We start from the raw sequence: 19,769 nt of genomic DNA on the forward strand, positions 1-19,769 counted from the left end.
CTGTGACATATGCGGCTCCGCCGCGATGGGGGTCCCCCCGCTCGAGCGCAGCCGAGAGTGGAGGAGCGACCAGCCACGACGAACCCGCAGCTGCAAACCGTGCTTAGTCCTGCGCACGGCCGGTGGTCACACGGGCGATCATGAGGGCAACCAGAATGATTCCTCCGTAAATGGCCTGGATCCAGAAGGACGGAACCTGAGCAAGGGTGAGCAGGTTCTGGACGACGCCAAGAAGGAGGACGCCCGTAAGGGCGCCGAACATCGTGCCCTTGCCGCCGTCGAGGCTGATCCCGCCGATGACCGCGGCGGCGAACACCGTGAAGATCATGTTCTGGCCCTGGTTGGCGTTGATCGCGCCGACGTAGCCGGTCTGCATCAGCCCGCCGACCGCGGCGAGTGCCCCGGCGATGATGAACACGCCGAGCATCACGCGCTCGACCCGGATACCGGCCGCGCGCGCCGCGTCCGCGTTGCCGCCGATCGCGTACAGGGCGCGCCCCCAGCGGTGGTACCTGAGCATGAGGCCCGCGGCACCGAACGCCGCCGCCGCCAGCCACACCGAGATGGGCACCGTCAGGAAGGTGGTGGTGGCCAGCGTGTAGAAGGCGTCGGGCATGCCGAACAGCGTCTTGCCCTTGGTCGCGCCAACCAGCAGACCCCGCAGGACGATCAGCATCGCGAGCGTCACGATGAACGCGTTGAGCTTGAGCTTCACCACGAGGATGCCGTTGAAGCCGCCGATGACCGCGCCCACGCCGAGGATCGCGAGCAGGGCGAGCCCCGCCGGGAGGTCGGTACCCCAGCCGGAGGCCGCGGCGGGCAGCACCAGCAGCGCGCCGACGGCGGGCGCGATGCCGACGACCGACTCCAGCGACAGGTCGAACTTGCCGGTGATCAGAACCAGTGACTCGGCGAGCACGACCATCGCGAGCGCCGCGGAGGCCCCGAGGATCGAGATCAGGTTGCGCTCGGTGAGGAACGAGTCGTTGACGAACGCCCCGAGGACGAGCAGCAGCAACAGAGCCGGTACGAGGGCGAGTTCGCGAGCCCTTCGCAGGAATACGGACTTGGCGTTGGCGCTGTTCTTCACCGGCTGTTTGGAGGTGGCGGGCGAGGCCGACGGGGCCTTCGTGTCAGCCATGGTCCTGATCCACTCCTTCTATGGATGCTATGAGCTCGTGGTCGCGCCAGCCCGCGGGGTGCTCGGCCACGACGCGGCCGTGGAAGAGGACGAGGACGCGGTCGCAGCGGCGCAGATCGTCGAGTTCGTCGGAGACGACGAGGACGGCGGTTCCGTCGTCGCGCGCCGAGTCCATGCGGGCGAGCAGGGACTCCTTGGACTTCACGTCGACTCCCGCGGTGGGGTTGATGAGGACGAGAAGCCGTGGGTCGGAGGCGAGGGCGCGGGCCATGACGACCTTCTGCGCGTTGCCTCCGGAGAGGTCGGAGACGGGCTGGTCGGGGCCCTCGGTGTGGATGTCCAGCCGGTCGATCAGTTCGGTGGCGAGGCCACGCTTGCGGGCGGTGCCCACGAACCCGTACTTCCCGAGCCGGTCCAGGATGCTCATGGTGGCGTTGTCGCCGATGGTCATCCCGAAGACGAGCCCCTGGCCGTGCCGGTCGCGCGGGACGCAGCCGACGCCGGCCTTCAGCGCTCCCTGGACATCGCCGAACGGCAGCGGCGTGCCGTCCAGAAGCGCGGTTCCCGAGGTGGGGGTGTGCAGTCCGGCGAAGGACTCGGCGAGCGTGATCTTCCCGCTGGCGCTGGAACCGGCGAGGCCGACGACCTCGCCGCGGCGGACCGTCAGGTCGACGTTCTCGTACGTGTCGGAGGTCAGGCCCTTCGCCTCCAGCACGACCGGCGCGTCGGCACCGTTGTCCTCCAGCACGGCGTCCGCGTGTTCCAGCACCGCGTCCGCGGCAGCCGCCTGCTGTTCGGCGACCGCCTCCCCCGCCATCGCCTCCACCAGCGCGCCGCGCGGGAGTTCGGCGACCGGTGCCGTGGTGATCCAGCGCGCGTCGCGCAGCACCGTGACGGTCTGGCACACCTCGTACACCTCCTGGAGGTGATGCGAGATGAACAGGAACGTGACGCCGGACTCCTGGAGCGCGCGCATACGCGTGAAGAGGCGCTCGATCTCCCGGTTGTCGAGCTGTGCGGTGGGCTCGTCGAGGACGATGAACCGGGCGCCGAAGCTCAACGCCCGGGCGATCTCGACCATTTGCCGGTCCTCGACCTTGAGATCGGCGGTACGCGCCTCCGGGTCGACGTGCACGTCCCAGGTCTGCAGGACCTCGGCCGCCTGGTCCTTCAGCCGGCGCCAGCTGATGAAGCCGCCGCGCCCGAGGGGCTGCCGGTTGATGAAGAGGTTCTCGGCGACCGTCAACTCCGGGACCACCGTGGGCCTCTGGTAGACGCAGGCCACCTTGCGCCGCCAGGCGTCCCGGTCGGCGAGCGCGGGCGCGGGCTCGCCGTCGAAGCGGACGGTGCCCTCGTCGGCGGCCTGGAGTCCGGTGAGGATCGTGACGAGCGTGGACTTGCCCGCGCCGTTGCGGCCCACGAGGGCATGGGACTCGCCGGGGAGGACGGTGAGCTGACCGTCTTGGAGGGCGACGGTGGGACCGTACCGCTTGGTGATCCCCCGCGCCTCCACGAGTGGTGTGCTCATCCGACCGTGTTCCCCCACAGCTTCGGATCGTCGACGTTCTCCTTGGTGACCAGGGGTGCGGGCAGCTGGTCCTCGAGGATGCCGCTCGGCAGTTTGACGATCGTGGAGCCGTGGTCGGTCGGACCCGGCTTGAACGTCTTCCCCTGCATCGCCGCCTTGATGTAGTACATGCCGTACTTGGCGTACAGGTCGGCGGGCTGCGAGACGGTCGCGTCGATCTCGCCCTTGCGGATGGCTTCGTATTCCTGCGGGATGCCGTCGTTCGAGACGATCGCGATGTGGCCCGACTGGCCCGCCGCCTTCAGCATCCCCTTCGACTTGAGGGTCTGCAGCGTCGGCGCCAGGTAGACGCCGCCCGCCTGCATGTAGATGCCCTTGATGTCGGGGTTGGCGTTCAGCAGGGTGTCCAGCTTGGAGGCCGCGGTGTCGGACTCCCACTTGGCGGGGATCTCCAGGACCTTCAGTTTCGGGTAGTTCTTCTTGACGCAGGAGCGGAACGCCTCGGAGCGGTCGCGGCCGTTGACCGAGGCGAGGTCGCCCATGATCTGTACGACCTTGCCGGAGGGGATCTGCTTGCCGAGGTACTCGCAGGCCTTCTCGCCGTACGCGACGTTGTTGGCGCGGACGACCATCGCGACCTTGCCCTTCTCGGGCGCCACGTCGACGGCGACCACGGGCACGCCCTTGCGTTCGGCCTGGTCGAGCCCGGCGGAGATCGCGGCACTGTCCAGGGGGGCCACGACGAGGCCCTTCACGCCCTGGTTGAGCTGATTGTTGATGTCGGTGATCTGCTGCGAGGGGTCGCTGTTGGAGTTGACGGTCTTGAGGGCGTCCACGTCCTCGGACTTCGCCATCTTCGGCACGTAGTCGTTGTACGACTGCCAGAACGGCGAGGTCAGCAGGGGCAGGATCACCCCGACCTTGCCTTCGCCGCCGCCCTCGCCACCGGAGGCGACGCTGTCCTCGGTGCTGCCGCATGCCGCGAGCACGAGGGTGGCGCAGGCTGCCGCAGCCGCCGTTCGCAGGGGGATCCGCCTCTTCCGCAGTCTCGTACCGGCTGTCTGACGACTCATCCGTCGGCTCCTCATCGAGCGAGATCGAGCAGGTGCCCGCATATTTATCAGACCACTTCCCCCTGACAACACCCTCAGACAGCAAACTTCCGCCATTTTGAGCGTAGTGGTCGGACCACTGAGCTGATTAGACTGCGGCACACCCGGTGACAGGAGGAGTGGCGTGGACGAGATCCTGCCCAGGCAGACGGAGCCCGCACCGCAGAAGGGCACCGTGACGCAGCGCGCCATCGAGCAGATCAAGGCGATGATCGCCGAGGGGCGGCTTGAGCCGGGTGCGCGGCTGCCGACCGAGCGTGAGCTGGCGGTCCAGCTGGGCATCTCGCGCAGCTCGATGCGCGAGGCGATCCGCGCGCTGACCGTCCTGGGGGTGCTGGAAGCCCGGCACGGGTCGGGTATCTACGTCACGCAGCTGGAAGCCGGTGACCTGCTGGAGACCTTCGGTGTGGTCGCCGATCTCTCCCGTGGACCCCAGCTGGTGGAGCTGCTGGAGGTGCGGCGGATCCTGGAGTCGACGGCGACGGCACTGGCTGCCGCTCGGATCACTCCCGGTGAACTCGCCGAGGTCGAGAAGCACTTGGCCGCCATGCACGCGACGGACGACCCGGAGGAGATCCTCGCCCACGACCTGGCGTTCCACCGCGCGATCGTTGCGGCGGCGGGCAACGACACGATGGCGGCGATCCTGGAGGGCCTGTCCTCGCGTACGTTCCGCGCCCGGGTCTGGCGGGGCTATCAGGAGGAAGGCGCCTTCGCGCGCACCCGCCGCGAGCATGCGGCGATCCATCGCGCGCTCGTCGCCCATGATCCGGAGGCGGCCCGGGCGGCTGCCGCCGCGCATGTGGGCGAGGTGGAAGAGTGGCTGCGGACCCAGCTCAGTCAGTAGCGGGGCGTGACACGCCGGGCCTGTGATGCCCGTACGGGGTATCGCCGGGGCGGCTGTGAGGGTCAAGGGAGACGAAAATCGTTTCGTCTCCTTGAGGACTCAAGTGGATCGACGCGATAGAAAGGACCCATGCCGGAGCGTGAGGCACCCGTGAGGGGTGTGGACGACGTCGACGAGGTGACCCGCGCGGTGCTGACCGCGTCGAGGTTGCTCGTCTCGGTGTCCGCCCGCTCACTGTCCGCGGTCGAGGAGCGGGTGACGCTCCCGCAGTTCCGGATGCTGGTCGTGCTGTCGACGCACGGCGCCACCAAACTGATCGCCCTGGCCGACCTGCTTCATGTGGCGCCTTCCACGGCCATGCGCATGGTGGACCGGCTCATCGCGGCAGGTCTCGCCGACCGGCAGACCAGTCCCGCCGATCGCCGGGTGACCCTGCTGGGGCTGACCGGCGAGGGCCGGCGCACGGTACGGGAGGTCATGGCCCGGCGTCGCGCCGACCTCGCCGAGATCGTCAAACGGCTCGATCCCCAGCAGCGGGTGGATCTCATCGAGGCGCTCACCGCCTTCAACGAGGCCGGCGGGGAACCTCCCGCCCCGGCGGACTATCCCGAGTCCCAGCCACTGAGCTGGGCGGACGTCGAGCTGGGACGCGGAGCCTGAACTCTGTGCCGCCGGTGCGGGACCCTTTGTGCCGCAGGTGTGTGGCCGCCCTCGTACGGGCCGAGGGCGGCCACCAGCTGTCACTCACCCAACGTCGGGTTGGACGTCGAGTTGGCCGACGTCCCGGGCGTCGGCGGGCCGGGCGTCTTGATGTTCAGGTCCGGACGCGGTTTGAGGGCCAGGACCGGCGCTCCCGGCGCAGGCGGGGGCGGAGTGGTGTTGTCCTTGGGAAGCTTCGGCGGAGCGGTCTGCTGGAAGTTGTTCTGCTCGAAGTTCACCAGCTCCGTCTTCTCCAGAATCGTCATGTGGTCGAGGACCGTGGCATTGGCCAGGTCGGCGAGCTGACGAATCAGGCTGTTCTGCGTGGACGCGCGGATCTTGGCGATGGTCGGGAAGATCTGACCATGCGTCACGCGCATGATGCTGACCGCGGTGGAGTCGAACTGCTTGCCCGAGCTCCCGTCCACGGTCGCCACGAACTGCTGCTGCTGCGGGGACGCCTGGTTGGGCAGCGTGATGCCGAGCTCCGGGGCGATCTGACGGCACATCACGTCGAGGCCGCCGTGCCCGACGACCAGGTGCTCGCCGGCCTCCTTCATCGCCGGCGTCGTGCCACGCTCCATGGCCAACTCACCAAGGGGGTACTCCCACAAGCCTGCCGCGCGCACCTTCACCACGAAGTCGCGGTCTGCCTCCGTCAGCGGCCCGTAACGGGTGTTGGCGATGACACGCTCCTGGTTCGCGGACGTGTTCTCGATGCCCAGCATCGCCGGGTAGGCGAGTGCGGCGATCGTCATCGTCATGCCGCCGACCACGAAAACAGTTCCCGCTATGTTCCGTGATATGCGCATAGATCCTCCTGGCGTGACTGGCGCTGACGCCAGAAGGTACGGACGAATCCGGTGGAGCGATCATTGCACCGGGTAAATTTTACCGCCCGCCGTGTGATTCGTGTCACACACGTTTAAAACCTGTCAGCGATACAGCGCGAAACCGCACGATACGTGTGGGCCCGCGCCACCGCGCAATCCGCGACCCCGGCGGCACACGCTGCCGAGTGCCGCCGTCGCGCACCTCCGTGGCGGCCTCTCCACCGGCCGACGGTGCCGAGTAGACGCAGGTCAACTGGTCGGCAGTCATTGGCCGCCCGGGCCCGACAGCCCCTCGACGTGGCGTCCCTACCAGGGCACAGTGCTCCTCATACCAGTGAGTAAGTTCACGCGTCATCCGTACAGAAGGAGCCTCTGTGACCAGCTGGGCAGGCCGGACCGCCGTCGAGATCGCCGCAGCCGTACGTGAGAAGCGGGTCACGCCCCGTGAGGTCGTGGTCGAGCACCTCGCGCGGATCGAACTGCTCGACGCCCGCGTGGGCGCCTTCCGCCGGCTGCGCGCGGCGGCGGCCCTCGCCGAGGCCGACGAGGTGGCGGCCTGCGCCGATCTGGCCGGACTCCCCCTGGCGGGCGTGCCGGTGGCGGTCAAGGACAACCTGGCCGTACGGGGCGAGTCGACCCGCCTCGGTTCCGCCGCGACTTCCGAGACCCCGGCCGACCAGGACCATGTCACGGTGGCCCGGCTGCGTGCGGCGGGCGCGGTCGTCGTGGGCCTGACGAACGTGCCGGAACTCTGCGTCTTCGGCACCACGGAGGGCGTGCACGGCACCGCCCGCAACCCGTGGGACACCACGCGCACGGCGGGCGGCTCGTCCGGCGGCAGCGCGGCCGCGGTCGCCGCCGGGATGGTGCCCATCGCTCTGGGCAACGACGGGATGGGCTCGCTGCGGATACCGGCCGCCAACTGCGGGCTGGTAGGTCTCAAGCCGGGCTTCGGCACGGTCCCGGCGGACATCGGCAACGGCGACTGGTTCGGCATGTCGGAGAACGGTCCGCTGGCGACGACGGTCGAGGACGCCCGGCTGATGTTCTCGGTACTGGCCGCCACCGATGTCGTACGCGCGGCCGAGCCCGTCACGCACGCGGTCGCCGTCTCCGTACGCAGCCCACTGGTCGGCGTCACGATCAGCCGCCCCTACGCGACCGCGGCCCGTCAGGCGGCTCAACTGCTGGCCGAGGCGGGTCATCGGGTACGGCGGGCCGACCCGCCGTACCCCCTGTGGCTGGGCACGACCTCGCTCGCGCACTGGACGGCGGGAACGGCGGTGGACGCGGAGGGCCTCGACCCGCGACAGCTCACGCGACGGACACGTGTGCACGCGGCTGTGGGGCGCCGCTTCGTGGGCTCGGTGCGCGGTGGTGCGCGCAGAGATCAGTTGCGCAGACGTATGGAGCCGTTCTTCGCGGAACATGACATCCTGCTCACTCCGGCACTCGCCCGGCGGGGGCCCGCCGCCGCGGACTGGCACGAGCGCGGCTGGCTGCGCAATCTGCTGGCCAACACGAACTACTCGCCGCTGACTCCGCCGTGGAACCTGACGGGCTGGCCGGCGATGGCGGTGCCGTTCGGAACCCTGCCGTCGGGTGCCCCGTGCGCCGTACAGCTGGTGGGGCGGCCCGGTTCGGAGGCCGAACTCCTTGAACTGGCCGGGCAGTTGGAGGAGCTGCAGCCGTGGCGACGCACGGCGCCGCTGGCATAGAAGGGTGTAGCAGGGGGTCGTAAACCCCTTGCTGGGGTCGTCTCCCGCGGATCAGGATGCCGCCATGCCTGCCTTCGCCGCCGACGACGGAACCGAACTCGCCTATCACATCGTGGGCGAGGGCGAACCGCTGCTCTGTCTGCCCGGCGGCCCCATGCGGGCCTCCGTCTACCTGGGCGATCTCGGCGGCCTTTCGAGGCATCGGCAACTGGTCCTGCTCGACCTTCGGGGCACGGGTGACTCCGCGATCCCGGTCGACCCGGGCACGTACCGCTGCGACCGCCAGGTATCCGATGTTGAGGCCCTGCGCCGCCACCTCGGCCCGGAGCACATCGACGTGCTCGCGCACTCGGCGGCCGGAGACCTCGCCCTGCTCTACGCTGCCGGGCACCCCGAGCGCGTACGGAGCCTCTCGCTGATCACCGCCCGGGCCCGCGCACTCGGCGTCGAATTCACTGAAGAGCACCGTCGGGAGGCTGCCGCCCTACGCTCGGCCGAGCCATGGTTCGCTGCCACCCGCGTCTCCTTCGAGGCGTCCTTGGCCGGCACCGCGAACGACGCCGACTGGGACGCCATCGCGCCGTACTTCTACGGCCGTTGGGACGCAGCGGCCCAGGCACATGCCACGCTGGACGTGGCACAGAGCAACGAGAAGGCCGGGGAGCTCTACGCCTCGCCCGGCGCCTTCGACCCCGCGATCACGCGCGCAGCCATCGCCGCGTTGCGCGCCCCGGTCCTGCTCATGGCCGGTGAGCTGGACAGCGGCCCTCTCCCCCGCGTGGCCACCGCCATCGCTCGGCTGTTCCGCCATGCGGAAGTGGCCGTCCAGCCGGGCGCCGGCCACTTCCCGTGGCTCGACGATCCGGAGAGCTTCGCAGGGACGGTCGGGGCATTCCTCGCCCGGAACCGCGGCTGACTAAGCGGACTTGCGAGTCGGTTGCGGTACCGCGCCCCCAAGGAGGCCGCAGGCCTCTTGGGGGCGCGGGGCTGTGACACCAGCGGCTCCGCCGCGATGGGGGTCCCCCCGCTAGAGCGAAGCCGAGAGTGGGGGAGCGACCAGCCACAACGCACCCGCACCTTCAAACCGCACCCAGCGGAGCGTCGAGCGGCCGGTACATGATGTGCAGCCCCACCAGCCCATGCCGCGGATGCTCGAACGCCTCCGGAACCGTGCCCAGGATCGTGAAGCCGAGCGACGTCCACAGGTGCACAGCGGGGTTCGTCTCCACGACGGCGTTGAAAACCATGCCCCGGTATCCCTCGTCCTGCGCCGTGGCCAGGATGTGTTCGGCGAGGCGGCGGCCGATGCCGCGGCCCGCGTGGTCCGGGTCGACCATGAAGCCGGCGTTGGCGATACGGGCCGCGGGGCCGCCGTAGTTGGGCGTGACATAGGCCGAGCCGACGACCGCTCCGGTGGCGTCCTCGGCAACGTACACGCGTTTGCCCGGTGCCATCCACAGGGCGCGGGCGTCCTCTTCAGAGATGGCCGGATCCCAGGCGTAGGTCTCGGCGGCGGCGACGATGCGGTGCCAGAAAGGCCAAATCCGCGGCCAGTCGTCGGCCGCGGCTTCTCTGATCAGCATGGGCGTGAGTCTGGCACGCCCATGCCGTCAGCGATCGCGCTGATCCCTCGGGGAACGCTTCAGTCCACGCTGGGCAGGATGTGCGGTTCCGCGAGGTCGTCCTCGTAACCCGCCAGGCGGATCGGGGCGGACCTGGACCACACTTCGAGGCTGCCGAGCATGTCCTCGGGCCCGCTGGCTCCGCGCTCCGTGCGTTCCTTGGGGCGCTGATCGCTGTTCTTCGTCTCCGGTGTCACCGCGCACTCCTTATGTGTCGGATCACCCTCAGGGCATGCAGGCCGGTCTACTACCGGTCACCTGACGCCCGCTCGGGTCTGGATTACAGGCAGTACGGACGCGGTGGCGCCGGTAACTCAAGTGAGAGCAGGCCGTGGTGACCGGCTTGTCCCGGGACGGACCGTGGGTGTGGGTGGGACCCAATTATGCTGTCCGTTCCGGTACAGGGTACACAGATGAGCGGGGGTCCGCTCGATGGGGCTGAAAACAAAAGGTAACTGTTTCGAGTCGTTCTGCGACAAACCGGACTTCAAGCACACCAGCCTCCCTTGGTCCGCCACTGGTTGTCCACAGGCACGGAGCCAGCCGTCCGGCTCTGTGCCAACATGATCAAACGCGCCACTTTCACGCGAAGGAGCCCGACATGGCCGCCCAGCAGGTACGGGGTGTCATCGCCCCCGGTAAGAACGAGCCGGTTGAGGTCCGCACGATCCTGGTTCCGGATCCGGGTCCGGGCGAAGCCGTGGTCCAGGTGCAGGCCTGCGGGGTCTGCCACACAGACCTGCACTACAAGCAGGGCGGTATCAGCGACGAGTATCCGTTCCTTCTCGGCCACGAGGCCGCCGGGATCGTGGAGTCGGTCGGCGAGGGCGTGACCGAGGTGGCGCCCGGCGACTTCGTGATCCTCAACTGGCGTGCGGTGTGCGGCCGTTGCCGGGCCTGTCTGCGCGGGCGGCCCTGGTACTGCTTCGACACGCACAACGCCAAGCAGAAGATGACCCTGGAAGACGGCACGGAGCTCTCGCCCGCCCTGGGGATCGGTGCATTCGCGGAGAAGACCCTGGTCGCGGCCGGTCAGTGCACCAAGGTGGACCCGTCGGTGTCCCCCGCGGTCGCGGGTCTGCTCGGCTGTGGGGTGATGGCCGGGATCGGCGCAGCCATCAACACCGGTTCGGTGACACGTGGCGACTCGGTGGCGGTCATCGGCTGCGGCGGCGTGGGCGACGCGGCGATCGCCGGGGCCCAGCTGGCCGGCGCGGCGCGAATCATCGCCGTCGACATCGACGACAAAAAGCTGGCCACGGCCCGGACGATGGGCGCCACCCACACGGTGAACTCGAAGGAGACCGACCCGGTCGAGGCCATCCGCGAACTGACCGGCGGCTTCGGGGCGGACGTGGTCATCGAGGCGGTGGGCCGCCCGGAGACGTACAAGCAGGCGTTCTACGCCCGCGATCTTGCGGGTACGGTGGTCCTGGTCGGCGTCCCGACACCGGACATGAAGCTGGAGTTGCCGTTGCTGGACGTCTTCGGCCGGGGCGGCGCGCTCAAGTCCTCCTGGTACGGGGACTGTCTGCCCTCGCGTGACTTCCCGATGCTGGTCGACCTGCACCAGCAGGGGCGCCTCGACCTGGCGGCGTTCGTCACGGAGACGATCGAGCTGGGAGCGGTGGAGCAGGCCTTCGACCGGATGCACCAGGGCGACGTGCTGCGTTCGGTGGTGGTGCTGTGATGGCCGCCCGTATCGAGCACCTGGTCACCTCCGGCACGTTCAGCCTGGACGGCGGTACGTGGGACGTCGACAACAACGTATGGATCGTGGGCGACGACTCCGCGGCCATAGTGATCGACGCCGCCCATGACGCCGACGCCATCGCCGAGGCGATCGGCGACCGCCGGCTCGTGGCCGTCGTCTGCACGCACGCGCACAACGACCACATCGACGCGGCCCCCGCCCTGGCCGCCCGCACCGGCGCCCCGATCCTCCTCCACCCCGACGACCTCCCGCTGTGGAAGCAGACCCACCCGAACCGCCTGCCGGACGGTGAACTGACCGATGGGCAGCGGCTGTCGGTGGCCGGCACGGACCTGACCGTGCTGCACACCCCGGGTCACGCCCCGGGCGCCGTCTGCCTGCACGCCCCGCAGCTGGGCACCGTCTTCACGGGCGACACGCTTTTCCAGGGCGGGCCGGGCGCGACGGGACGCTCCTTCTCCCACTTCCCGACGATCATCGACTCCATCCGCGACCGGCTGCTGACCCTGCCGCCCGAGACGGAGGCCCGTACCGGCCACGGCGACTCCACGACGATCGGCGCCGAGGCCCCGCACCTGAAGGAGTGGATGGACCGGGGCCACTAAGCGCTCCGCTGGAACTGCGGTTCTGATCTGCGGTTCCGTTGTGACTGGTCGCGCCCACGCGGCGGAGCCGCAAATTGATCCAGCCCCGCGCCCCTTACGGGGCGCGGACCGCACCGGACTTCACCAAGGCTGCCCTGAGGCCGCGCTCGCTTGGAACGGCCGTGGGGTGCACTCGGTTCGCTATTCAGATCCTGTTGGTTCGGTTGAAAGCTGGTCATGATCTGCTGGCGCGGGACAACGGCCTTTCTCGCGGGCAGGGAGGACTGGCACATGGAGCTGCGCAGTGTCGATGAGCTGATGGATCTGCTGCACGCCTGCCGGGGAGCCAGGGGTACCCCGGACCTCCCCCACTCGAGGACTCTCCCCCACTCTCGGCTTCGCTCGAGCGCGGGGACCCCCATGAGCGGGGAGACCCCCATGAACGGAGGGCCCCCCGCCGGCGGCTTGCTCGATCTGCACGATCACGCACTGCAGACCGCCGCGCTGCTACGGCGCGGTCATCCCAGTGACAAGGAACTCCAGGTCGCCGGCCTGGTCCACGGCATAGGGCAGCTGCTGCACCCAGGTGACGAGGCCCGTCACGCGGACCACGCGGCGGACGCCGTGCGGTCCCTGCTCGGCGAGCGGGTCGCCCGTCTCGTACGCCTGCATGCCGCCCCATGGGACGACGGCCCGTTCGACGACGATGTGCTGTCCCTGCGGCAGGCGGACGAGGCGGGCAAGGTCGCCGGGCTGAACGCCGGCGTGCTGGAGGACTGGCGCACCGTTCTGGAGCTGGTCGCGGCGCGCGCCACCGTCCGCCGCTGACGCACACCTCTGGTAGCTGACGGCCCGTCATGAGAACGTACGCGGATGACTTCGCCGTACGGGCTCACGGGCATGGCCGCGATCGTCACCGGGGCTTCGCGCGGTATCGGGCGAGCGGTCGCGGAGGCCCTCGTCCAGGCGGGCGCACGGGTGTGCGTGACCGCGCGTGATCCGGGCGGGGTGAGCCGGGTCGCCGACGAGCTCGGGGTCGTCGGGCTCGCGGGCTCGGTCGCCGAACCGGCGCATCTGCACGAGCTGACGGAGCTGACTCTGCGCGAGTTCGGGCGGATCGACCTGGTGGTGAACAACGCGGCGACGAACGAACCGTACGGCCCTCTCATGGATGCCGACCCGGACCGCTGGCGCGAGGCGTTCACGGTCAACGTCGAGGCGCCGCTACGGCTGGTGCAGTGCGCCTGGCGGGCCTGGATGGCTCAGCACGGCGGGGCTGTGATCAACGTCTGCACGGAGGGCGCCGCTCACGTGGGCCCCAACGTGGGCGCGTACAGCACCAGCAAAGCCGCCCTGCTGCACCTCACCCAGCAGCTCGCGGGCGAGCTGGCCCCAAAGGTGCGCGTCAACTCGGTCTCCCCCGGTCTCGTCCGGACCGAGATGGCGCGGTTCGTGTGGGAGCGGGGTGAGGACGAGGTGGCCGCCGGGCTGCCCCTGGGCCGGATCGGCGAGCCCGAGGACATCGCGCGAGCAGTCATATGGCTGGCCTCGGATGCGGCGGAGTGGATCACGGGGGCGGACCTGCTGGTGGACGGCGGAACGAGAGTACGGGCGGCACACACGGCGACGGCCTACGCCGTCCACGAGCGCCTGCGGTCACAGGCGCCGCCGGATGCCGACAGCAGCGCGTCCTGACACGGCTGAGCACGACACGATGTGCACAGGGTGCCCGAGATCAAGGCGGCTACGCGACTGCCCCCCAACAGGGCAGCAGGCCCGCGGAGGGCCTGCACGGAGTCGAACCACGAAAAACGCGTTGCCGGCACACCGGGCACCCTCACGGTAGGACAGCGGCCCCCGCACGGGCCACTGGATTACCCCCGGGCGGGCCCTACCACTTGCCGGGCGCGTAGTCCTTCAAGAACACCCCGTACAGGTCCTCGCCCTGCTCGCCCCGCACGATCGGGTCGTACACCCTCGCAGCACCGTCGACCAGGTCGAGGGGCGCGTGGAACCCCGCGTCGGCGAGGCGCATCTTGTCCGGGTGGGGGCGCTCGTCGGTGATCCAGCCGGTGTCGACGGCGGTCATCAGGATGCGGTCCTTCTCGAACATCTCCTGGGCGCTGGTGCGCGTGAGCATGTTGAGCGCGGCCTTGGCCATGTTGGTGTGCGGGTGCCCAGCGCCCTTGTAGCCGCGGCTGAAGACGCCCTCCATGGCGGACACGTTCACGATGTACGTGCGGTTCGCCCCCGAGGCCGCCATCGTGGCGCGCAGCCGGCTGATGAGGATGAACGGCGCGGTGGAGTTGCAGAGCTGGACCTCGAGCAGCTCGACGGGAGTGACCTCCTCGACGGACTGGATCCAGCTGTTGGTGTCGTGCAGGTCGGGCACCAGACCGCCGGCGTCGATCGCCGTACCGGCCGCGATGCGCTCCAGGGACGCCGAGCCGGAGACCAGCGCGAGGTCCGTGACATCCTGGGCGGTCAGCTCGCCGCCCCCGGCCACCGGCAGCGCGGCCACGGCACCGGAGCCGAAGGTGCCGATCACCTCGGCGGGCGGCAGCTCGCCCGTGGGGAGCGGGGCGGACTCGGCGGCGAGCAGCTCGGTGTAGGCCTGCGGGGAGCGGCGTACCGTCTGGGCCGCGTTGTTGATCAGGATGTCGAGCGGACCGGCGGCGGCAACCGAGTCGGCGAGCGCGACCACCTGGGCGGGGTCGCGCAGGTCGATGCCGACGATCTTCAGGCGGCCGATCCACTCGTCGCTGTCGGGCATGGCCTTGAAGCGGCGGATCGCGTCGTTCGGGAAGCGTGTGGTGATCGTGGTGTGCGCACCGTCACGTAGCAGCCTGAGCGCGATGTACATGCCGATCTTGGCGCGGCCGCCGGTGAGCAGCGCGCGCTTGCCGGTGAGATCCGCGCGGGCGTCGCGGCGGGCCCGGTTCTCGGCGGCGCACTTCTGGCAGAGCTGGTGGTAGAAGTAGTCGACCTCGACGTACCGGGTCTTGCAGGTGTAGCAGGAGCGCGGGCGCTGGAGTACCCCCGCGATCTGCCCGGCATCGACGGCCGACGAGGGCAGGATGCCCTCGGTCTCGTCGTCGATGCGCTGGGCGGAGCCCGTCGCCGTCGCCTCCGTGACCGCCTTGTCGTGGGCGGTCTTGGCGGCCCGGCGTTCCTGGCGGCGGCGCTGCTTCACCGTGCGGTAGACGCCCGCGGTGGCGCGGCGCACGGCAACGGCGTCGGGGTGGTCGACCTCCAGCTTGTCGAGCTCCTCGAGCACGCTGAGGCAGACAGCCAGCCGCTCCGGGTCGATGCCGGGACCGTACGAGGCCTGTGCCCCCTCTGCCGTGTCCACGGCGGGGGTCGCCTGGCTGTCCTGTGTCACCGTCATCGCCGTTGCTTCCTCGGGGTTCCGCGCCGCGCTCGAACCGCGCTCGCTTTCGAAGGCGGAATTTTACGGAGCGCGGGGCGAAGGCACCAAACCCGGCGTGATCACGGCTCCCGTCAGGGCGCGCAGGCGACGTTCAGCTCCTCCACCTCCGCGATCACCGCCTTGGCCAGCCGGTCCAGGTCCGGCACGGCCTCCGCGTCGGCGACGAGCCCGTAGTGGACGCGCCCGCGGTAGGTGGAGACCGCGACCGCGAGCGACTGGCCGCGGGCGAGCGGGGCGAGCGGATAGACCTCGGTGAGCGGGCAGCCGCCGAGTTTCAGGCCGAGGCTGGGCAGCGGCACGCTGGTGACCAGGATGTCGAAGAGCAGCCGGGCGGCCTGGCCGACGACGGGTCCGCCGAGCCGGTGCCCCAGCGGCAGCACATGGTCGGCGAGCAGGGCGACGGCGCCGGCGCCCCGGTTGGGGCCCGCGTCCTTGTTGCGGTTCATGGCCGTACGCACCGTGTCGAGCCGCCCGAGCGGGTCCGCGTCGTCGACGGGCAGCTTGATCAGATAGCCGGAGAGCCGGTTGCCCTGGGGGTGCGCGGTGCGCGGGCGGCGCTTGGAGACGGGGATCAGGGCCCGGGGCGCGACGCCCTCGCTGCCGTCGCCGCGCTCGTCCAGCCAGCGGCGCAGGGCACCCGCGACGATCGCGATCAGTACGTCGTTGACGGTGCCGCCCGCGCTCTTGCGGATCTTGTGCACTTCGTCGAGGTCCAGGTTCACGCCCGCGATACGGCGGGTGCCGGTGGGCTCCGACACCAGGGCGGACGAGGAGCGTACGCCCAAGGTGGCACGGGCGACGGAGGCGCCGATGTCCAGGGCCCGGCCCACGTCGGAGAGGGTGCCGCGGACGAGACCCGGCAGTTTGCGGACGTCCGGGAGGAGGCCACGTGCGGGCTCTTCGGGGCGTGGGCGGGGCTCGGGCAGGTCCATGGGGTCCATGACCGCCGCCGCGAGCGTCAGCGCCCGCAGTCCGTCGGCGAGGGCGTGGTGGAACTTGAAGAGCACGGCGAACGACGTGCCGTCCACGCCGGGCAGCACATGCGCCTCCCACGGCGGCCTGCCGCGCTCCAGCGGGCGCTGCATGAGCTCGCCCGCCGATTCGTGGAAGTCCGCGGTCGGCGCGTGCAACCGGACATGGTCGAGCGGGTCGAAGTCGTGGGCGGGCTCGCGGGCCGCGCCGCCGAAGGCCAGTGGCTGCCCGAAGGCCAGCGGCCGCCATACGTCACGGATCCGCATCCGCAGCCCCGGCACGCCCGCGGCGCGGGCCGCGAGCAGGTCGGCGGCGTGGGCGCCCGCTGCGGGCGAATGGGTCTCGAAGACACCGAGGGCGCCGAGATGCATGGGGTGCTCGGCGGACTCGATGTTCCAGAACGCCAGGTCGAGTGGTGCAAGCAGGTCGGAGGTCAATGGCTTGCTCTCGCGTCGACGACGGGTGAGCAAGCAGTCAACCCCCGACAAGCGATTACGGTCAAGTACGATCAAGCTACGCACAGTTAACAGCAGATTAAGTCCCATCCCCCATGTGAGTGATGGGACATGTGGGGTTCACGAGGTCACTTCAGGGTGGTCGAAGCGGCCTGCGGGCCGGATTCAGCCGGGCGGCCCGCCCGCAGCCGCGAAGGTGAAGCGGACGGATCCCGCACAGCGCGCCGGTCGCAGGAATCAGCCGGATGGCCGTCACGCGGCCGGGCAGCACGTACTCCAGGGACATGGCAGACATGACAAACGGCCCCGGTGCGCACTCCGCACCGAGGCCGTCTCGATGATCACCTCTTACGACACCTGCTGTCCCTTCCCAAGCGCGATCACTCCGCCCTTGGAGACCGTGTAGAGCTCCTGGTCCCGTTCCGGATTGACGCCGATCGTCGCTCCCGGCGGCACCTGTACGTTCTTGTCGAGCACCGCGCCCCGTACCACCGCACCCCGCCCGATGTGGACGTTGTCGTGCAGCACCGAGCCCTGGACGACGGCGCCCGGGTCGACGACCACGCCCGGCGAAAGCACCGAGCGGCTGACCTGGCCGCGGATGAGGCAGCCTGCGCTGATGATCGACTCGCTGGCGATGCCGCCGGCGTTGAAGCGGGCCGGGGACAGCTGACCGGAGTGGGTGTAGATGGGCCACTGGCGGTTGTAGAGGTTGAAGGCGGGCCGCTCGGCGATCAGGTCCATGTGGGCGTCGAAGTACGCGTCAAGGGTGCCGACGTCACGCCAGTACCCCTGGTCGCGCACGGTCTCGCCGGGCACATGGTTGGCGCTGAAGTCGTACAGCTGGGCCTCGCCGCGTTCGGTGAGCTGCGGCAGGATCGAGCCGCCCATGTCGTGTACGGAGTTCTCCTCCTCGGAGTCCCGCTGGAGGGCCTCGATGAGGGCCTTGGTGGTGAAGATGTAGTTGCCCATCGAGGCGAAGACGGACTCGGGATCATCCGGGAGACCCGGCGGGTCGGCGGGCTTCTCCAGGAAGCTGTCGACGGTCTGGCCGTCGGATCCCGGGGCGATGACGCCGAAGGCCGACGACTCGCCCCGCGGCACCCGTATCCCGGCGACGGTCACGCCCGCCCCGCTCTCGATGTGCTGGGCGAGCATCTGCCGCGGATCCATGCGGTACACGTGGTCGGCGCCGAACACCGCGACATACTCGGGCTGTTCGTCGTACACGAGGTTCAGCGACTGCAGGATCGCGTCGGCGCTGCCGAGGTACCAGCGCGGGCCGAGCCGCTGCTGCGCCGGGACCGGCGTGACGTAGTTGCCCAGCAGGCTGGACATCCGCCAGGTCGTGGTGATGTGCCGGTCCAGCGAATGCGACTTGTACTGCGTGAGTACGCAGATGCGCAGGATGTCCGCGTTGACAAGGTTGGAAAGAACGAAGTCCACGAGGCGATACGTTCCGCCAAACGTGACCGCGGGTTTCGCACGGTCGGCGGTCAGGGGCATCAAGCGCTTGCCCTCACCGCCCGCCAGTACGATTCCCAGCACCGAAGGTCCACCGCGTCGCATGCCGTGCCGCCCCTCTACCGCCCGTTTGTGCCACTTTCTTTTACTTCACTGCTTGAGGCTTACCCCTCTTTGAGGAGTTCCTCGTACAGCTGGACCGTGCGCCGGGCCACCGCGTCCCAGCCGAACTCGCGCACCGCCCGCTCCCTGCCCGCCTCGCCCATCCGCCGGGCGGTCTCGGAGTCGGCGAGCAGTGCGTCTAGTGCGCGCGCGAGCTGCGCCGCGTGTTCCTCGGCGCTCTCGTCGACGGATACGAGCAGACCCGTCTCGCCGTCCTCGACGACCTCGGGGATCCCGCCGACGCGTGAGGCGACCACGGCCGTACCGCAGGCCATCGCCTCCAGGTTGACGATGCCCAGCGGCTCGTAGACCGAGGGGCACACGAACACTGCGGCGTGCGTGAGGAGTTGGATCACTTCGGGGCGCGGCAGCATCTGCGGGATCCAGAACACGCCCTGGCGCACGCGGCTGAGTTCCTCGAAGAGATCGCGGAACTCCCGGTCGATCTCAGGCGTGTCGGGGGCGCCCGCGCACAGGACGACCTGTGCGGCCGGGTCGATGTCCCGTACCGCGCGCAGCAGTTGGGGCACGCCCTTCTGGCGTGTGATGCGGCCGACGAACAAGACATACGGGCGGCTGGTATCGAGGCCCACGCGTTCGAGGACGTCCGTGCCGTGGTCCGGCTGGTACAGGGCGGTGTCGATGCCGTTGTGCACGATGCGCACCTTCGCCGGATCCAGGGCCGGGTAGCAGCCGAGGATGTCCTCGCGCATGGCTCCGGAAACGGCGATCACGGCGTCGGCGGCCTCGATCGCGGTGCGTTCGGCCCAGCTCGACAGGGCGTAACCGCCGCCGAGCTGCTCGGCCTTCCAGGGGCGCAGTGGCTCCAGGGAGTGGGCGGTCATCACGTGTGGAATGCCGTACAGCATTTTCGCGAGGTGGCCGGCGAGATTGGCGTACCAGGTGTGCGAGTGGACGAGCTCGCGGCCTTCGAGGGCGGCGGTCATCGAGAGGTCCACGGAAAAGGTGCGCAGCGCGTCGTTGGCGCCGTCGAGCGTGGGCCAGGGCCGATGGCGGACGACTCCGCCCGCGGCGCCCTCGCCCCAGCAGTGCACGTCCAGGTCGGTGAGGGGTCGCAGCTCCTGGGCGAGGAACTCGACATGGACGCCCGCACCGCCGTACACGTCCGGCGGGTACTCCCGGGTCAACAGGCCCACTCGCACCCGGTTACCCCCTGTCTCAGCGGCTGGTTCCCCCATGGTCACCCAGAACGGGCCCCCTGGGGAAGACCGCAAGTGACAGCCGGGTCGGGAACCTCGCGATGGGTGGGCGAGGCGAACCAGCGTGCGACCACACGGACACGGTACGTGGCCACGATCGAGATCCGGCCGAGATCCACGAAATTCGAGTGGACCAAGCGGGCATACCGGTTCGAGCATGGGAGTTGTAGCCGGTGTCACCCAACCTGGGGAGGACGGGGCGCAGGTCGTACTCCATCGGCAGTAGGACCCAATGCCTGCTCAAGGACGACGACGCGAGCGCCTTCGA

The 19,769-nt window shown here is 69.7% G+C and carries 18 protein-coding genes; 8 read left to right on the forward strand and 10 right to left on the reverse strand.

The window, feature by feature from the left end:
* Positions 1–103: 103 nt before the first annotated feature.
* Genes ABD357_RS44165 through ABD357_RS44175 form a run of 3 tightly spaced genes read right to left on the reverse strand, consistent with a single transcriptional unit; the run spans position 104 to position 3,742 of the window.
* Entirely contained in the window at positions 104–1,141 is a 1,038-nt protein-coding gene (locus ABD357_RS44165; RefSeq protein ID WP_344397507.1) for an ABC transporter permease, read from the reverse strand.
* Complete coding sequence (locus tag ABD357_RS44170) at positions 1,134–2,669, reverse strand: sugar ABC transporter ATP-binding protein (RefSeq protein ID WP_344397509.1); 1,536 nt, start codon at positions 2,667–2,669, stop codon at positions 1,134–1,136. Before ABD357_RS44170 ends, ABD357_RS44165 begins: the two co-directional genes overlap by 8 nt.
* The gene (locus ABD357_RS44175; RefSeq protein ID WP_344397511.1) at positions 2,666–3,742 is read right to left on the reverse strand and encodes a sugar ABC transporter substrate-binding protein; all 1,077 of its coding nucleotides are present in this window, start codon (positions 3,740–3,742) and stop codon (positions 2,666–2,668) included. The genes ABD357_RS44170 and ABD357_RS44175 overlap by 4 nt, the downstream gene beginning before the upstream one ends.
* 163 nt (positions 3,743–3,905) lie before the next feature.
* Between ABD357_RS44175 and ABD357_RS44180 the strand changes: the two genes are divergently transcribed.
* Together ABD357_RS44180 and ABD357_RS44185 are read left to right on the forward strand one after the other, a co-directional pair.
* Entirely contained in the window at positions 3,906–4,628 is a 723-nt protein-coding gene (locus tag ABD357_RS44180) for a FadR/GntR family transcriptional regulator (RefSeq protein WP_344397513.1), read from the forward strand.
* 129 nt (positions 4,629–4,757) lie between these two features.
* A complete protein-coding gene (locus tag ABD357_RS44185) occupies positions 4,758–5,288 on the forward strand; it encodes a MarR family winged helix-turn-helix transcriptional regulator (RefSeq protein ID WP_344397515.1) in 531 nt (176 codons plus the stop codon).
* Between the two features lie 80 nt (positions 5,289–5,368).
* On the opposite strand, the gene ABD357_RS44190 is transcribed toward ABD357_RS44185, so the two are convergent.
* A complete protein-coding gene (locus tag ABD357_RS44190; protein WP_344397517.1) occupies positions 5,369–6,139 on the reverse strand; it encodes a DUF4142 domain-containing protein in 771 nt (256 codons plus the stop codon).
* Positions 6,140–6,534: 395 nt separating this feature from the next.
* Between ABD357_RS44190 and ABD357_RS44195 the strand changes: the two genes are divergently transcribed.
* Positions 6,535–7,878, forward strand: a complete 1,344-nt coding sequence (locus ABD357_RS44195; protein WP_344397519.1) for an amidase — start codon at positions 6,535–6,537, stop codon at positions 7,876–7,878.
* A 64-nt stretch (positions 7,879–7,942) separates the two neighbouring features.
* The gene (locus tag ABD357_RS44200; RefSeq protein WP_344397522.1) at positions 7,943–8,794 is read left to right on the forward strand and encodes an alpha/beta fold hydrolase; all 852 of its coding nucleotides are present in this window, start codon (positions 7,943–7,945) and stop codon (positions 8,792–8,794) included.
* Between the two features lie 163 nt (positions 8,795–8,957).
* Here ABD357_RS44200 and ABD357_RS44205 read toward each other — a convergent pair whose 3' ends face one another.
* Together ABD357_RS44205 and ABD357_RS44210 are read right to left on the reverse strand one after the other, a co-directional pair.
* The gene (locus tag ABD357_RS44205) at positions 8,958–9,461 is read right to left on the reverse strand and encodes a GNAT family N-acetyltransferase (RefSeq protein ID WP_344397524.1); all 504 of its coding nucleotides are present in this window, start codon (positions 9,459–9,461) and stop codon (positions 8,958–8,960) included.
* Between the two features lie 59 nt (positions 9,462–9,520).
* Positions 9,521–9,697 (reverse strand): hypothetical protein, encoded by a 177-nt coding sequence (locus ABD357_RS44210; RefSeq protein ID WP_344397526.1) that lies wholly within the window; start codon positions 9,695–9,697, stop codon positions 9,521–9,523.
* A 404-nt stretch (positions 9,698–10,101) separates the two neighbouring features.
* Here ABD357_RS44210 and ABD357_RS44215 point away from each other — a divergent pair, with 404 nt between their 5' ends.
* From ABD357_RS44215 to ABD357_RS44230, 4 genes are all read left to right on the forward strand, one after another.
* Entirely contained in the window at positions 10,102–11,190 is a 1,089-nt protein-coding gene (locus tag ABD357_RS44215) for an S-(hydroxymethyl)mycothiol dehydrogenase (protein ID WP_344397529.1), read from the forward strand.
* Complete coding sequence (locus tag ABD357_RS44220; RefSeq protein ID WP_344397531.1) at positions 11,190–11,819, forward strand: MBL fold metallo-hydrolase; 630 nt, start codon at positions 11,190–11,192, stop codon at positions 11,817–11,819. The genes ABD357_RS44215 and ABD357_RS44220 overlap by 1 nt, the downstream gene beginning before the upstream one ends.
* A 270-nt stretch (positions 11,820–12,089) precedes the next feature.
* Positions 12,090–12,626 carry a hypothetical protein gene (locus ABD357_RS44225; protein ID WP_344397533.1) on the forward strand — a complete coding sequence of 179 codons (537 nt, stop codon included), beginning with the start codon at positions 12,090–12,092 and terminating at the stop codon, positions 12,624–12,626.
* Positions 12,627–12,671: 45 nt separating this feature from the next.
* Entirely contained in the window at positions 12,672–13,493 is an 822-nt protein-coding gene (locus tag ABD357_RS44230; RefSeq protein ID WP_344397535.1) for an SDR family oxidoreductase, read from the forward strand.
* A 196-nt stretch (positions 13,494–13,689) separates the two neighbouring features.
* Here the strand turns inward: ABD357_RS44230 and ABD357_RS44235 are convergent, their stop codons facing one another.
* The 4 genes from ABD357_RS44235 to glgA form a co-directional block, all read right to left on the reverse strand.
* Complete coding sequence (locus ABD357_RS44235; protein WP_344397537.1) at positions 13,690–15,186, reverse strand: SDR family NAD(P)-dependent oxidoreductase; 1,497 nt, start codon at positions 15,184–15,186, stop codon at positions 13,690–13,692.
* A 113-nt stretch (positions 15,187–15,299) separates the two neighbouring features.
* Positions 15,300–16,637 carry a wax ester/triacylglycerol synthase family O-acyltransferase gene (locus ABD357_RS44240; RefSeq protein ID WP_344397539.1) on the reverse strand — a complete coding sequence of 446 codons (1,338 nt, stop codon included), beginning with the start codon at positions 16,635–16,637 and terminating at the stop codon, positions 15,300–15,302.
* Between the two features lie 366 nt (positions 16,638–17,003).
* Entirely contained in the window at positions 17,004–18,224 is a 1,221-nt protein-coding gene (glgC, locus tag ABD357_RS44245; RefSeq protein ID WP_344397541.1) for a glucose-1-phosphate adenylyltransferase, read from the reverse strand.
* Between the two features lie 59 nt (positions 18,225–18,283).
* Positions 18,284–19,444, reverse strand: coding sequence for a glycogen synthase (gene glgA / locus ABD357_RS44250; RefSeq protein WP_344397543.1), 1,161 nt, complete (start codon positions 19,442–19,444; stop codon positions 18,284–18,286).
* Positions 19,445–19,769 lie beyond the last annotated feature (325 nt).

The organism is Streptomyces vastus (assembly GCF_039532825.1).
Classification (GTDB): domain Bacteria; phylum Actinomycetota; class Actinomycetes; order Streptomycetales; family Streptomycetaceae; genus Streptomyces; species Streptomyces vastus.